Annotated in this window: 9 protein-coding genes and 1 pseudogene; all 10 read left to right on the plus strand. The window is 38.0% G+C overall.

All coding sequences use genetic code 11. The features are described 5' to 3' along the window. The first annotated feature begins 47 nt into the window (after positions 1–47). Complete coding sequence (locus tag MSG66_RS04565; RefSeq protein WP_324652596.1) at positions 48–944, plus strand: LysR family transcriptional regulator; 897 nt, start codon at positions 48–50, stop codon at positions 942–944. 105 nt (positions 945–1049) lie between these two features. Next, positions 1050–4247 (plus strand): type VI secretion system Vgr family protein, encoded by a 3198-nt coding sequence (locus tag MSG66_RS04570; RefSeq protein ID WP_324652598.1) that lies wholly within the window; start codon positions 1050–1052, stop codon positions 4245–4247. A 9-nt stretch (positions 4248–4256) separates the two neighbouring features. Continuing rightward, complete coding sequence (locus tag MSG66_RS04575; RefSeq protein WP_324652600.1) at positions 4257–9077, plus strand: RHS repeat-associated core domain-containing protein; 4821 nt, start codon at positions 4257–4259, stop codon at positions 9075–9077. A 3-nt stretch (positions 9078–9080) separates the two neighbouring features. Then, positions 9081–9470 carry a hypothetical protein gene (locus tag MSG66_RS04580; protein ID WP_324652602.1) on the plus strand — a complete coding sequence of 130 codons (390 nt, stop codon included), beginning with the start codon at positions 9081–9083 and terminating at the stop codon, positions 9468–9470. A 257-nt stretch (positions 9471–9727) separates the two neighbouring features. Beyond that, positions 9728–9887, plus strand: a pseudogene (locus tag MSG66_RS18690) (RHS repeat-associated core domain-containing protein); the annotation flags it as partial. Next, on the plus strand, positions 9887–10273 hold the full coding sequence (locus MSG66_RS04585) for a hypothetical protein (RefSeq protein ID WP_324652604.1): 387 nt from the start codon (positions 9887–9889) through the stop codon (positions 10271–10273). The pseudogene MSG66_RS18690 and the gene MSG66_RS04585, both read left to right, overlap by 1 nt. After that, complete coding sequence (locus MSG66_RS04590; RefSeq protein WP_324652606.1) at positions 10273–10524, plus strand: hypothetical protein; 252 nt, start codon at positions 10273–10275, stop codon at positions 10522–10524. Before MSG66_RS04585 ends, MSG66_RS04590 begins: the two co-directional genes overlap by 1 nt. A 354-nt stretch (positions 10525–10878) precedes the next feature. After that, positions 10879–11172, plus strand: a complete 294-nt coding sequence (locus tag MSG66_RS04595; RefSeq protein WP_079269668.1) for an RHS repeat-associated core domain-containing protein — start codon at positions 10879–10881, stop codon at positions 11170–11172. Between the two features lie 319 nt (positions 11173–11491). Further along, complete coding sequence (locus tag MSG66_RS04600) at positions 11492–14278, plus strand: type VI secretion system Vgr family protein (protein WP_324652608.1); 2787 nt, start codon at positions 11492–11494, stop codon at positions 14276–14278. Continuing rightward, positions 14279–17245, plus strand: a complete 2967-nt coding sequence (locus MSG66_RS04605; RefSeq protein WP_324652610.1) for an ATPase — start codon at positions 14279–14281, stop codon at positions 17243–17245.

Consider the following 17245-nt stretch of genomic DNA (forward strand, 5'->3'; position numbering starts at 1 on the left):
GGGGAAGTAAAATCATTGTTTAATAATTTCAAACAATCGGCTGAATTGTGCAAAAAAATCTCAAGCAAATTACTAGTTTTTTACAAGTTGTCGATTCCGGGTCTTTTACTAAGGCTGCCGAAATTTTGGGGCTGAGCCGATCAATGGTCAGTATTGATATAAAACAATTAGAAAAGCAGTTAAATACAAGTCTCTTAATTCGGAATACCCGTAATATTGCATTAACTGAAATAGGCCAGCATTTTTATCAAGATTTTAAACAAATCCAGCTTCAGATTGATGAGGCTTTTGAGCGAAGCCAGCATTTAGGCATAAGTATTACAGGCACTTTACGTTTTTCATCAACCAATGAATTTGGTCAACGTTTTATTCTGCCTTTACTTCCTGAATTTTGTCGGCTTTATCCACATTTACGCTTACAATATTCGTTTAATTCTTCCCTCGATGATTTAGTCACTGAAAAATTAGATCTTGTTATACGGCTAGGAAATTTAAAAAACTCATCTCTAAAAACTCGAAAAATCGGAGAATATCCAATTTATCTTGTGGCTACACCGCAATTTATACAAAACCATCCTGTAGAAAATATATCCGATTTGGCAGATGTTCCTTGGATTGGTCACACCTTATTAAATTGGCAAGATTCACAATATATTTTGCAAAATAGTTTAGGGGAGCAATATTCATTACCTTTTATTCGAAGTCAGTATGAATCAAATTCAGTAACAGCAATTCATCAAATGGCTCTTTCATCCTTAGGTATTGCGATTTGCCCAGCATGGTTAGTTGATGAAGATATTCAACAAAACCGCTTAATTCGTTTGTTTCCTGATTTCTCATTACCGTTACAAAATATTCAATTGCTTTATGCTAATACCTCTAATTTACCGGCCAAAACTCGAGTATTTATAGACTTCTTGGTGGCCCGTCTTTCTTTTAGATAAACTAAAAAAGTATTTAAGCTATGGAAACTAATCTACTTTATAAAAAATAGACAATTCTGTCTGTTTTTTATAAAATACCGATGATTACGACTCAGTTTTATAATAATGATGTCCCATAAAATATTTCAAATTTTAGATAGTTTAGGTTTGGTTGCACAGAATCGTGTACTTCATGTGCAATTTTCCAACCCATCATTAAACAATCAAGTCTTCTTACAACGTATTGAAGGCGAACATACGCTCAATCAGGGTAGCGTTGCTGAGCTACTGTGTCTGTCGACGAACGCACATATTGCATTAAAACAATTTATTGGCTGTCAGGTTGCTGTCGATCAGGTCACTGACATGGGCCAGTTTTTTAGAACCACGGGCATTATTACCGAAGCGAGCCAAGGGCAAAGCGACGGTTCACTCACCATTTATAGCTTAACCTTAAAAGACTCAACTGCACTCTGGCATAAACGCCGTAATAGCCGCGTGTTTATGAATAAAAGTGTGCGCGATATTAGCGAAATTCTGTTTAAAGAATGGCAAGGCAAAAGCCCGTTATTTGCCTCAAGCTTAACGCTCGATACAGCAGGGTTAACTAAAGACTACGATGTGCGTCCATTTGTGATGCAGTCAAACGAAAGCGATTATGACTTTTTAACCCGTTTGTGGCGTAGCGAAGGCATTAACTGGCTAGTGGATGAATCACAGCTTTTAGTAGCCGACCCGAATGCGTCCATTCAGCCACAAGTACTGCGTTTAATTGACGATAACCAAAATTATCAGGCTCTTGAGCGCCGTAGCCTACGTTACCAACGCAGCAGTGCTACAGAACAGTTTGATACTATTACCCAAGTCAAGGCAGAGCGCCGCTTACAACCGTCTTCTGTTCATGTGCAACGCTGGCAAGCCGATGCTTTGCAACAAGAAGAAGGCAGTGGCAGCGTACAAGGCACACAAAAGCACAGCGAACACTATGACAATGCTAGCCTAAACCTTGAAGATGCATGGCACGTTAGCCCCGCGTGGATGCAAGACTTAAACGGTGAAGATCAAGCCACCGCTTCAGGCAATAGCCAGATTGAACAGCTCAACCAACACATTAATGCCTACCATCACCTGAGCTCTAAACAGTTCACTGTTTCAGGGAACGTTCGTGATGCACAAGTGGGTTACTGGTTCGAACTGAATGACCATCCAGAACTCGATCAACACGACAGTGCAGATAAAGAATTCTTAATCTTAAGCAAACACTACTATAACCAGAATAATTTACCGAAAGAGTTACAACAGCAACTCGAACGTCTGTTACCAAAAGACAAGCTCAAGGCAGCCCAACTCGACAGCCAAAACCTTGAGCAGCGCCACTTTGCTGAGCTGAATGTTGTTCGACGCAACATTAAAGCTGTCCCTGAATATAGTCCGCTAGAACACCGACCAGCCGCTTACCCACAGCGCGCTAGAGTGGTGGGGTTGGAAGGTGAAAGCATTCATGTCGACCAATGGGGACGTATTAAAGTCCGCTTCCTGTTTACCCGAACTGATGACCATAGCCATGATGGTGGAGCAGGAAGTAACGACAATGACACCGACTCGGCTTGGGTCGATGTGCTGACTCCGTGGGCGGGCGCCGGTTATGGCGCACGCTTCTTGCCTCGCGTGGGTGAGATCGTGGTGATCGATTTCTTTGACGGCAATATTGACCGTCCATTTGTGGTGGGCCGTATTCACGAAGCTGAACGTCACCCAACCCAGTTCGATCAGAAAGGCCAGCTACCCGACACCAAAAAACTGAGTGGCATTCGCTCAGAAGAAGTTGATGGCAAAGGCTTTAACCAGCTACGTTTTGATGACTCCACAGGGCAAATCAGTGCCCAGCTACAAAGTAGCCATGCAGCCAGTCAGCTCAACTTGGGTAACTTAAGCCATCCAAAAGACAAAGCCGAAAGTGAAGGCCGAGGTGAAGGCTTCGAACTCAGAACTGATCAATGGGGCGCAGTAAGAGCAGGTAATGGCTTACTCGTTAGTACCCATAAACAGGACCAAGCTCAAGGCGTACACCTCGACGCAAATGAGGCCAAACAACAAATAGAAGGCAGCCTCAACAATGCCAAGGCACTCAGTGAAGTTGCTAAAAATCAGCAAACTGATCCATTGGAAGTTCTTGAGAACTTAAAAACCTTCATAGAACAAATTGAAGAAAAAGATCAAGACAAAGCTGCTGCTTTTAAGCAAGCCTTGATGATATTAACTGCACCTAACAGCATTGCCATAGCGAGTAATGAAGACATTCACTTAAGCGCAGATGCTCAGTTAAGTCAAACTGCTGGTGATAGCATTAACCTGACCACTCAAAAAAACCTGATTGCACATGCCCAAAATAAAATCAGCCTTTTCGCAGCGCAAGAAGGAGCAAGACTGTATGCAGGCAAAGGTAAAGTTGAGATACAAGCGCAAGGTGATGGCGCAGATTTAATTGCCCGTAAAGCTGTTCAGATTATTTCAACAGAAGACAAAATTGAAATTAGTGCTTCTAAAGAAATTGTGATTACGGCGGGTGGATCTCAACTCAAGATTAATGGCTCGGGAATTTTCCCTGTCACTGGTGGCAAGTTTGAGGTGAAGGCAGGGCAGCATTTGTTTATGGGGGGAGGAAGTGCGAATTTCAGTTCTTCATTGCCGCCTCCACCAAAACGTAGTCCTGGTACTTTAGAGCTCATCCATGATTATGCGCATGGTGAGTTTGTTAAAAGTGGAAGTTATACAGTTGTCGATACCTTAGGAAAAGAAGTTACAGGCAAGTTGGATGATAAGGGATTTGCAAGAGTTTCTGGCTTAGCAACAGGGGCCGTGAAGGTCTTCTTTGAGCCTGATCATCGTGATCCTTGGGATGCAGCAAGTGACTTTAAGCGTCCAGTTGAGTGGCCAAATGAGAATGATGCTGATATTGAGCAATCAGAGTCATTAATTGCACAAATGAGTAAAACAGCCCAGTCTAAACTTGGTGAATTATCTAAACAATTAACCAATCCTGCGAATATTATGAAAAATATTCAAACTGCACAAAGCATAAAATCTGAAGGGGCAAAGGCTTTAATGCCAATGTTAAAAACAGAGGCGCAGGGATTAGTGACTGATCAAGTGAAAAGCTTTTTACCCATTTCAGAAGTAGGCCAAAAAATAGGGAACAACATTGATCTTGGATCAATTCAAAAAATAAATGACTTCAGCAAATTAAGTACTGTTGATGGCGGTAGCTTGGTGACTAATGCTCTTCCTCAATATTTGCAAAGCCCTTTTAAAAAGAATTCGTAGAGAAATAAAATGTCTGGAAAAACAGAAGTTGTTAAACCATTATCAGAAGTTGCTATTAAAGATGTTAGTCATTCAAAACAAAAAATAGATGACTGGTTAAAAAGTCATACTCATCAAATTGTAACGTTAGACTTGGTTGCAAGTGTAATGGGAACAATACCAATTATTGGCAATGTGATGGCTGCCATCGATGTGGTTTCCGACATTTGTTATATCTACGATAAAGGTTTTCAAAATGCCGATATTATGGATTGGACCACAATGGGTATTGACCTTATTGGGATTGCACCTGTACCAGGAACAACAGCAATTCGTATGTCTGCTCGTCCAGCCTTATTTTTAGTTCGTCAAGAAGTTAAACGTGTGGGTAAAGCTGCTTTAGGAGAAGCAGTTATTGTAGTGATCTCTAACCATTTAAACGATCAGGTTGCAGGGGATATAGAAAAATTCTGCAAAACTGGGTTAAATAAACTAAATTCAATTTTAGCCACTTGTGGTGGAACAGTCCAAAATGCAACGACACAAATTAATGGCGGAATTGTTCGAGTTGTAACAAAAGGCCAAGTATTTACAAATGCAGGCTCAAATACAAACCGCGCTCAACAGCAAGCTGCTGGTGTTATTAAAGGAATAAAAAGTGGTGATTTAACGCGAGCTGGAAAAAACTTGGTTTACATGACTGAAAACTTGGGGAAAGCTCTTATTAAAACAGGAGCAAACTCCAATGCTAAAGTTGTTACTTCTTTAGTTCCTGCACATCTAAAGCAGCCGATATTAAATGTAGGCGCAACGATTAATAAAATTGGTATCACTGCCAATACTAAAATTAAAGGCTTGGGAAATGCAGCGCAGCCGCAAACAATTGGGTGGCTATTTGATGTATTGAGAATGAGTGCTTCTAAATTTAGGAAAAAGAAACCAGCTCAAGTTAAGCCAACTCAAACCACACAAGTCAGACATGACAAGAAAAATAATAAATTAGAAAAGGCGAATACTGAACATGCAGCGACTCATAATGCGAATGCAGGTAAAAACTGTAAAGGTGGTGCGACTAAACGATCGATTACTTTTGCCATGGGTACTGAGTTTTTAAATCATATAGATGCCCAAATTCACCCGTTACTAATAGAGCAATTTTCGAGAACGTACGTATCGAACTTATATCAGTATGATAATTCGATTTTCGGAGCGCGGTGGATTACACCTTTTACAACCAAGATTGCTCGTTGTTCTAGTTACAACATTAATGAACCTAAAGAACCGATTGAGCAAGAGGGCTGGGAGTATATTGGTAGCGATGGCCGCCCTGTTCGTTTACCAGAGCTAAAAGTTGGGCAGAGTTACTATGATGAAGTAGAAACTTTTACTTATACAGTTGTCTCACCTGAAATTAGAGCAATTTCATATGGTGTTTCAGAAACTCGCTTCTATCAAAAATATAAAAATGAGTTTCGTTTAGTCTCCATAGAACGTCAAAATGGATTTAGTATCGGACTACGTTATGACTATGAATTAGAAAATGGTGATAGCTATTTATCCGACATTATATTTAAACAGCAACAACAAACTTTGGCGCATATAGCATTACAAATTAATGATGTGCAGAAAGTTGTTGCAGCTTGGTTGATTGAAGATGGTCAACTCATTAGACAACTATCAGCATATCAATATAACGAGCAAGGCGATTTAATTAAGGCAACCAATGAGTTTGCTGCCTCTTATGAATATCAATACCAAGCTCACTTATTGACTCGTTATACTGATCTTACTCAAAGAGGAATGAATTTAAAGTGGGATGGCGTTTTACCTAGCTCAAAAGCGATTGAAGAATGGGCCGATGACTATAGTTCCGCTACTAAATTAGATTGGGATGAAAACGTTCGCGTAACTTCAGTCATGGATATCGATGGTAACGTGACTGAATACTATTATGGTATTACGGGTTACACCTATCGAATTATTTATCCAGACAATTTGCAAGAATGGTTCTTTAGAGACCAAGCAAAAAATATAACTTCTCATATTGCTACAGATGGAACAGAAACATCATATACCTATGACGAACGCGGTAATGTCTTAAGTATGGTTCAGGCCGATGGCTCAACCTTCTATTATGAATATGACGAAAAAGATAATCTGATCGGTTTTGTTGACGCTGAACAGGGGCGTTGGTTTAAAGAGTACGATGCTTCAGGAAATATAATTAAAGAGATTGATCCGCTGAAGCATGAAACAGCCTATGCCTACAATGCAATGGGATTGGTAACTTCCATTCAAGATGCTAAAGGCGGAAAGAAGACACTTAAATATGATGATCAAGGCAACTTGGTTACTTATACTGATTGTTCTGGTAAAGAAACGCACTGGCACTATGATGATCGCGGACGCGTCAAATTTATTGAAAATGCTTTAAAGCAAAAAGTTGAATATTTCTATACGGAATTAACTGCTGAACCAAGACAGCCTCTAGCTAAAGGCTTACCGCTGAATGCTTTTGGACAGCTCGAAAAAATTAAACATGCTGATGGGGCTGAAGAGCATTTTATTCATGACGAAGAAGGTCGTTTATTAGTTCATATTGACCCTAAAGGCCAGCAGACACGTTATGAATATGACGTAGCTGGTTTAATTACTAAGCGTATTGACCCATTAAATCAAACTTTAAAATATCAATGGGACCGTTTAAGTCGCTTAAAACGTTTAATTAATGAAAATGGCGCAAGTTATGAGTTTGTTTATGATGCTGCGGGTCGATTAGTAAAAGAAATTGATTTTGATGGCAAAGAAACTGCTTATACGTACGATGAATATAATGGTCGTTTAACTAGTAGCATTGAGGTCGCTTCTGCCTATGGTCAAGATTTCAAAGATCGTGCTGCGCCTAAAGACCGTATTCAGCAATTTATTTTTGACAGCATGGGGCGTTTAGAACAACGCACAGCAGGATATGGCTATCAAGGACAAGAGCTTGAAGAAAAGCAAACAGAAGAATTTTCTTACGATGGCTTAGGTAATTTAGTTCAGGCTAAAAATGCTGAAACTAACTTGCAGTGGTTTTACGATGCAGCAGGCAATTTAATAAAAGAACATCATCAAGATGTTGTGACTCAGAAAACTGCTGTGTGGAAACATGTCTATGATGAATTAAATAATCGAACCACAACCATCCGACCAGATGGACAGAAAATAGATTGGCTGACTTATGGAAGTGGGCATGTCTATAGCATGGCCTTAAATGGAGAAGATGTTGTTAGTTTTGAGCGTGATGATTTACATAGAGAGACATTACGACACTATGCAAATGGTCTTAGCCAACAACAACGTTATGATGAGGTGGGGCGTTTAACTCAGCAATTAATGTTAAATGGGCATGACAAAGGCTATCAGGCCCAAACACAAAATAATGCTATCCAGCATACCAACCAATTGATTGAGCGCTTATATCACTACGATAAAACAGGTGAGTTAACGCTCATTAAGGATACTCGTCGTGGAACCATTCACTATAAATATGATCCTGTTGGGCGTTTATTAGAGGCAACCAGTAAGCTTGGCAAAGAGACATTTAATTTTGACCCGGCAAGTAATATTCTGGATCGCTATAACAGTACCAAAGAGCAATCTTCACAGCATATTTCTGATGAAAAAGGTTATGGCTATAACCGTTTAGTCAATAACGTGGTGCAGGAATATCTTGACCAACAATATCAATATGATGCTTTTGGGCAACTGATTAGACAAAAGTCATCACAAGGTGATTTAAATCTTGAGTGGGATGTATTGGGACGTCTTGTTCGTAGTAGAAACAATCAATACACGGCAGAATATCGTTACGATGCTTTAGGCCGACGTATTCAAAAAAGAAGTAAGCATCACCATACAGGTTATGAGCAGAACATTATTTATGGTTGGGATGGTGATACTTTAGCGTATGAATCTAACGCTGATATAACTAAACACTATTTCTACGAAAAAGATAGTTTCGTGCCTTTGTTGCAAGCGGCGTATCATCACTCAATTGAACTACATCAAACCCAAGACTGGACAGAAAAAACATATAGCATTTATAAAGACCCTCTTTGGAATACCGTAAAACAAAGCCAAAGCTTTGATGAGGTATGGTTCTATCACTGCGACCATTTAGGCACACCGCAAGAAATGAGTAACCAGACAGGTGCCATTGTTTGGAAAGCTCAATATAAAGCTTGGGGAGAATGTAAGGTTGAACAAGCTAAGTCAGATTTCTTTGAAAATTCAGAGATTATAAGCAACAACATCCGTTTCCAAGGTCAGTATTTTGATGGGGAAACAGGACTTCATTACAACCGTTATCGTTATTATTCGCCGTATGTAGGACGGTTTATTAGTAAAGATCCGATTGGATTATTGGGTGGTTTTAATGTTTATGCTTATGCACCTAATCCAGTGGATTGGGTTGATCCTTTGGGGTTGAATAAATCATGCCCTAATCAACCTACGAAAAAGGATCATTATGATGCTTCATCTAGGAGAGAGGCTTTAAGAAAAGCTAAACAAGATGCAAAGATTCCTCAAAGTCAACAGCCTAAAATAACGAGAGAAGATTTAGATGATGGGTATGGAAATAAAGTCATGAAAGATGGACAGCCAGTTACTACAAGAAACTATCATTATACAAATACTGATGGTAAACAAATTGTTATTCAAGAACATACTTATGGCCATACGAAGGCAGAAAAAAATAAAGGTTTAGAACCACATATTAATGCTAGACCGATTGAAAACACTAAGACTGGTTATGTTCCTGGTACATATGGGCATTACAATATTAAACCTAAAGGTGGTAGTTAACTTATGTTTATTAATGAAATAAGTAATAATGTTTTTTTAAAGAAACTTTATTCAGATGATATAACTTCATCTATATTAATAGGGCGATTTAGTATTGACTTGTCGGGTTACTGTGATATAGATTTTCATGTGAATAAGGAACCAGATATTCTTGTTGAAAAATATGGGGTATGGGGGGTTGATTATAATACTGTTGTTATTAAAACTAAAGGTAGAATATCCGGAGATGTTTTAATCAATGGGTGGTTGCTTAATGATTATAAAGAATTAACTTTTAAAAAGACTCATAATGGTATTTTTATAAAATCAACAAATGGTAATTTTAATTTTTCTGTGGAAGTGAATGGATTAATATTTCAAGGTATTTCTGTTTATTTTGATGGAAAAGATTAGAAATTTATTAAAATATATCTAAAATTCTTTATTATCTGAGAATTTTAGATATATCAATATCTAAATATTATTAAATTAGATAGATTATTATGTAATAGCTTTTCTCTATATATTTGTCATCTGGATGCGTCTTAAGAGGTGAGTGATTCCCCATGTGAAATGATCTGTAAAATTTAATATAAGATTGGGAGAGTTCTTTTCAGCAAAGCAACGCTTTGCACGAGAGCTATGTTCGAAATTGCAAAGGAAGAAGAGTAAAATCTAATTTTTTAGAAAATAGTGAAATTATTTCAAACAATATTCATTTGCAAGGTCACTATTTTGATGGGGAAACAGGGCTTCATTACACTCCGTTATCGTTATTATTCGCCGTATGTAGGTCGGTTTATTAGTAAAGACTCGAGTGGGTTGTTGGGTTGATTGATTCTTTGGGGGTAAGCAATGAGACAAATCAAAAAAAATTAAAAAGAAAATTATCGGCTGTGGAGTCTGCTCAAAATAAAGCTGTTAGAACACGAGAGTTAAGTGATGGTAGAATAAGATATTATGAAAAAGAGGCTTTAGCTAAGACTCAAGGTCCAACTCGAGGAAGATCCCATGTTACAGAAATTAATCCTAAAACTGGTACCGTTAGAGTATGGGAGGAAACATATGATCATAATGGTAATGTAAATAGGGTACATCCTAAGATGATAAACGGTGAGGTTGTGGATATTCCACATTATCCACCAACAAAAGCAGATATAGATCAAGGTAAAGCAACTCCATCAGGGCGAGCTATCAAAAAAGGGTGTCCTCTATAATGTTACGTAATATTGATAAAATAGTATTAGATAAACTTCATTTAATTTTAGAAAATGAAATATTTGATTATCGGATAGTTGCTAGAGAAGCATATTTAATTCGTCTTGATATGGATTATTTAGAACTCAATGAGGATTTACAAAATTTGCTTGATGAATTGATTGGAATGGATGCAGGCGAAGAGGGGGAATTTTCACTTACTAAAGATGAGATTATAGCAAAAATAGATTCTATTGAAGATGTGGGGTAAAATTATTAGAACTCTTGTGAAAGTTATTTTTAATCATCTAATAGAGTGGTCGAAAAAGTTAGAAATCATCTTTAATTGTTGATTAAATGAATAGTATTTTTATAAAATCAATAAATGGTGATTTTAATTTTTCTGTGGAATTGAATAGTTTGATATTTCAAGATATTTCTGTTTATTTTGATAAAAAAGATTAGAAAGTCATTAAAATATATCTGGAATTCTCTGTTGTCTGAGAATTTTAGATATATCAATATCTAAATATTATTAAATTAGATAAATCATTATGTAATAGTTTTTCTCTAATATATTTTTCATTTGGATACGTCTCAGGAAGTGAGTGATTCCCCATGTCAAATGATCTGTAAAACTTACTATAAGATTGGGAGAGTTCGTTTCAACAAAGCAAGGCTTTGCACGGAGAACTATGCTCGAAATGGCAAAGGAGAAAGAGCAAAATCTAATTTCTTCAAAAATAGTGAAATTATTTCAAACAATATCCATTTCCAAGGTCAGTATTTTGATGGCGAAACAGGGCTTCATTACAACCGTTATCATTATTATTCGCCGTATTTAGCTCGGTTTATTAGTAAAGACCCGAGTGGGGTGTTAGGTGGATATATATTTATGCTTATTTACCGAATCCAGTAGGATTAGTAAAGAAAAAACCATCTAAATATGCCTTAAAAGATAGTCATAATGCTACTGCTCAAGAATTAGCAGATAGTAAAATTGGTGGAGGAACTCGAAGTGGTCAATCTAAAGTTCGACAAAAATTATTAGATGAAGATAATTCTAACAATAAAGGTGTTTATACTTGTTGGCGTTTAATTCACTTTTTTATATTTATCACGGATAGTATTCTCATTCATTCGTGTATTCATATGGTTAAGTTTCTCTTTACAAAATAGACAGATGTTTCTGTATTTTATAAAATAACGCCAATCCTGACAAAGTTTTCATAAAAAAGATGTTATCTCATATACATAGAATTTTAGAAGATTTAGGTATCAGTTCGCAAAAACGTGTGCTTCATATTCAGTTTTCTAATCCATCGTTGAATACTCAAGTCTTTTTACAAAGTATTGAAGGGCAGCATCAGCTAAATGAAGGTGTGACTGCCGGTTTATTTTGTCTTTCTACCAATGCCCATATTTCATTAAAACAATTTATTGGTTGTCAGGTTGCAGTCGATCAAGTAACTGATCAGGGGCAGCTATGTAGAACTACAGGAATTATTACAGAAGCCAGTCAGGGGCAGAGTGATGGTTCATTAACATTGTATAAATTGAGATTACAAGACCCGACCGTGCTGTGGTATAAACGCCGCAATAGCCGTGTGTTTATGAATAAAAGTGTACGGGACATTAGTGAAATTCTATTTACAGAATGGCAAAACAAAAGTTCGTTGTTTGCGTCTAGCTTAACTTTGGACTTAAAAGGTCTGACACAAGACTACGATGTTCGACCTTTTGTTATGCAAAGTAATGAAACGGATTATACTTTTTTAACCAGACTTTGGCGTAGTGAAGGCATTAACTGGTTAATTGATGAAGCGCAGTTGTGTGTCGCAGATAGCTCAGATGAGATCCAACCACAAAAATTACGTTTAGTTGATAATAATGAATCATATTTAGCATTAGACCGAAGAAATATCCGTTATCACCGTAGTAGCGCAGTTGAACAACAAGACAGTATGACGAGCCTTGTGGCAACCCGAAACTTGCAATCTACAGCCGTGCATGTGCAACGTTGGCAAGCTGATACCTTAAGTCAAGAAGAAGGCATGGGTAGTGTTCAGTCAAAGCATAGCCATAGTGTTAATCAGGATAATGCAAGTTTAAGTCTGGAGCAGGCATGGCATGTCAGTCCTGCTTGGATGCAAGACTTAAATGGGGAAGACCAAGCCACTGCATCGGGTCACCAGCAGCTAGAAAAACTCAATCAAAATCTATCCGATTATTATGCATTTCAATCAAAATATTTTCGTGCACAAACCACAGTACGTGATGCGCAAGTCGGTTATTGGTTTGAATTGAATGAACATCCAGAAATAGATACACATAATGGATCAGACAAAGAATTTCTGATTATTGGTAAAAGCTTCTACCAGCAAAATAACTTACCAAAAGATTTGCAGCAACAAGTTAACCAGCTTATTAGTCAAAGCCAATGGCAAAACGATCAATCAGGACTAAATAATCAAGCAGAGCGTCAGGGTAATGAGCTTATCTTGTCACGCAGAAATATTAAAACTGTTCCTGAATATAACCCGCTAGAGCACCGACCATCAGCTTACCCACAGCGCGCTAAAGTGGTGGGCTTGGAAGGCGAAAGCATTCATGTCGACCAGTGGGGGCGTATTAAAGTTCGCTTCCTATTTACCCGAACTGATGACCATAATCATGACGGTGGAGCGGGAAGTAATGACAATGATACCGACTCAGCTTGGGTAGATGTACTCACCCCGTGGGCAGGCGTTGGTTACGGCGCGCGGTTCTTGCCTCGTGTAGGTGAGATTGTTGTTATCGATTTCTTTGACGGCAACATAGACCGTCCGTTTGTAGTGGGGCGTATTCATGAAGCTGAACGTCATCCGACCCAATTTGACCAGAAAGGCCAGTTACCCGATACCAAAAAACTAAGTGGTATCCGCTCCGAAGAGGTCGATGGTAAAGGTTTTAACCAACTACGTTTTGATGACACCACAGTGCAAATCAGCGCCCAGCTACAAAGTAGTCATGCTGTCAGTCAGCTCAACCTCGGTAACTTAAGCCATCCAAAAGACAGCGCGACAAGTGAAGGCCGTGGTGAAGGCTTCGAACTCAGAACAGACCAATGGGGTGCGGTTCGAGCTGGTAGTGGCTTACTCGTTAGTACTCACAAACAGGATCAGGCTCAAGGCGGACACCTCGATGCAGCCGATGCCAAACAGCAAATAGAAGGCAGCCTCAACAATGCCAAAGCACTGAGTGAAGTTGCTAAAAACCAGCAAACTGATCCATTAGATATGCTTGAGAATATTCAGTCATTTATTGAGGCTCTTAAACACGAAGACCCAAAAAAAGCTGCTGAGTTTCAAACAGCTGTGATGCTGTTGGCATCTCCAAAAAGTATTGCTGTAAGTAGTAATGAGGATATACACCTCAGTGCAAATGGTCAGCTTACTCAAAGTGCTGGAGATAGCATTAATATCAGTACACAAAAAAATATAGTGGCTCATGCAAGCCAAAAAATTAGTCTATTTGCAGCCCAAGAAGGCGCTCGACTTTTTGCTGGTCAAGGTAAAGTTGAAATTCAGGCTCAAGGTGATGGCTTAGATGTTATTGCTCGAAAGGGCGTGCAAATTACTTCAACTGAAGACACGGTTTATATTACTAGCCCAACTGAAATTAATCTGACTGCAAATGGGTCTCAAGTTAAGTTGAATGGTTCAGGCATTTTCCCTGTCACAGGAGGGAAGCTTGAGGTGAAGGCTGGGCAGCATTTATTTATGGGCGGAGCCAAGGTGGCAACGAAAAACCCAGAGTTGGCAATGTTACCAGATTACCATTTAACATATATTGCAAAAGATATGGATGGAAATGCATTGAAAAATAAAAAATATTTAATGATTTTGCCGAATGGGGAAATGGTCAGTGGTGTGACAGATGGTCAAGGTAAAACACAGAAGATCACAACCAAGGGTCCTCAGCAAATCCAAATTAGTTTAGAAGATCATGTTCACGATGGTTTTGTAACTTTTGAAGAAGAATAAATGATGAATAAGATTAAATTAAAGCTATTTATTAATGTATTGCCTGATAACGATACGATTGCTTGCCATGGAATGGATTATTCTGTAACTGAAAAGGGGAAACGGCCGGGACAGGTTAATAAACTAGCAATAGCCATAGGAAGTGCTAAGAATCCTAAGCCTCTTGTGCAGCCGTTGGATTTAAACTCCATTTATAAAAATAGACCTATTCCAGCTCAGACGATTGCCCAAAATATGGCGAAGTATAAAGATGTGCACGAAGGTCCAAGCTTGAGTCAGAACCGAGAAGCTAAAACTGACATGAAAGGTTTTACTAAAGAAATGTATCTGCCAGTTGGTGAGTATGATCTTTGGATTAAAAGAAAGGATTCGGAGTGGGAGAAAGCCATTAATATTAATGGTAGTTCAGGTCTCCATATAAAAGAAGAAAAGCAAGGAATCACTACTATAGAATATCAAATCAAACAATATTATCGCTATAAAATAGAAGGGTTTAGGGGTACTAAACTAGCTGATAATATTCCATTTGAAACTTTTACTTTTGACAAAGAGGGTAAGGAAAAGAAAATTAGTTTACCTAATGTCAAAATGACTGTTGTAGATAAAAATGGTTTTACTCCACCTTTATATTCGCCAAAAGGTGAGGTTATATTTGTAAAATTTAAATTCGTAAATATGTCTGCTCAACCAGAGAAAAAAGACATACAGCATTTTGCAACTATGAGTAAGAAGAATTATGTCACTGTACAGTTGAAGTCTGTTGCGAAAATAACAAAGCAAGATAAGAATACGACAGTAACTTTGCAGGGCAATGGAAAACCACCTGTTATTTTAAATATGCATCGAGAGGAAATGATAGTTCTTTCAGCTGAGGATTATGCTGAATTTGAAAAGGAAAGTTCAAAACTAGACAAATTATTTGGAAACTCTTTTGATGCTAAAAATAAATTAGCAGAAGCAATAAAATCTGGCAGTGTTTCTAATGTTAAAAAAGCAGAAGAAGAAATAAAAGAAGCAGAGAAAAAGATCGAAGAAGAACTCAATAAAAACTTTAAAAAAGCGGCTGATCTAACAGAAGTCATTACTTTTGAAGCGCGTCAAAAGAAAAATCCAAATGGTAACACGCAGGAGTTTGATTTCAGACGTCGCTATCTGCGTACTGACAGATATATGCAGTTGCAACAAAAGAAAAAGAACAAAGAAAGTTTTAAGGTAACGGTTTTAGGGACGGAGTTAAAGAAACTTAAGGATATAAAACAAGACTTTAAGAAAATTAACCAAGAGACTATTCATAATGAATTTAAAAAAGTTAGTTTAGATCTTGCGAAATATTCCAAGCAAACAGGAACTAAGGTTTGGGATTTCTCTGCTTTTAGTGCGGGTTTTGTTGAACAAATTAAGCTCTCAGACAACTTAACGGTTGATATTCAATCACAATGGTTAAGATGTGTTGGTGGCGCTGGCTTATCGACAAGTGCAAGCTGGAAACCCGAAAGTGGTGAGGTGAATGCTAAGGCGAATGTTAATGCTCAAGGTAAACTAGTGCTATTTGAAGGGAAGGCAAAAACCACCTATGTAATTCCATGTGATAAAGGTTGGATGCTGAACTTTGATGACATTGATCTAGGTGCATTTCGATTTGTTATTGGTATGGAACTCTATGGTTTTGCAGGTGCAAAAGTGGCTGCTGGAATTGGCCTAGAGATAAGCTATAGTAAAAATGGACAGCAACAATTGGCTGCTAATGGTAGAAGAAATCGAAATCCTTCACTAGCCAATAATATGGGAGAAAACCGTCCAAGATTTGTGCCAATGGATCGAGATGAAACCATCATTCCTGGTAGTGGTGCAAGTTCAGAGGGGCAAATTGAAGCTTTTGCTGGTGCAGAGGCGGGAATCAAACCATCTGGAGAGTTCCAGTGGCTTTCACCTGAAGCTAAAGATTTTAAACCTTTAGCGAGCTTAGCTGTCGATTTTGCTGTAAGTGCAGGCTTAGGGGCGGGTGTTAATTTTAAATTATTTTACTGGTTAGAACGCAACCAATTTCGTTTTAGGGCGAAAGCAGCTTTATGTGTTGGGTTGGGGGCAAAAGGTGCGCTAGATTTCGTTATTGATTTTAGTCAGGTTCTTGAAGTATTACGATGGGTACATTATCAACTTTTACGAGCTCAATTTACCGTGTTGGGTTTTATTGCAAAAGACGCATTTGCTAATTTAAGCCAATTGGCTGTAATTGCATTAGGCAATGATTCATTAACAGCAAAAGTTTTAAGTGATATCGCAGGGGAGTTTGAAACATTTAACGCTAAATACTCTATTGCAAAAACATCTGTCGATTTAGCAAATAAAATTAAACGTCAACCAGATTGGTTAAAAATGGCAACACCCAATGCTAAAGGAATGTTAATTTATCAGATGACAAGGCATAGTGAATATACTCATGCTGCCGATATGCCTAAAACAGGAATTAGCCCTTTTTTACCTACACATAAAGAAGCGGTACTTGCAATTTTTGAAACTATTGTAACTGAAGATGAGTGGTTTAATGTGCTCCAGAGGATGTCATTGAGAGGGGCGAAATCGCAACAGAGTATTCAAAGCTTGGAAAAACAATTATTGGTATATTTTCATGATGGATTCTGGTCAAGGGCTAGTGATTTTGTTAAAAAATATGCTCTTAATTCAGATACTATTGGACGTGGTAGTGAATATGTGGAGCAATACGAAAAATTACGTTCTAAAATCGTAAAAACTATTCCATTACATGAAAAAGCGCCAATGAATAATCCTAGAGAATTAGAAAAATTAAGAGAAAAAATGGCTGAACAACCAAGTATTATCAATTCTGATACTTTAATTGCATTAAATACTGAACTAGTACCATCTGTTGAGATAGATGGTACTGATGCGGAACTGTTTATTGCAGCAAATTATGAACAGAACTCAGATGATTCATATGTGGTTTAA

It is taken from the genome of Acinetobacter sp. IK31 (assembly GCF_035615195.1).
In the GTDB taxonomy this organism is placed as follows: Bacteria; Pseudomonadota; Gammaproteobacteria; order Pseudomonadales; family Moraxellaceae; genus Acinetobacter; species Acinetobacter calcoaceticus_C.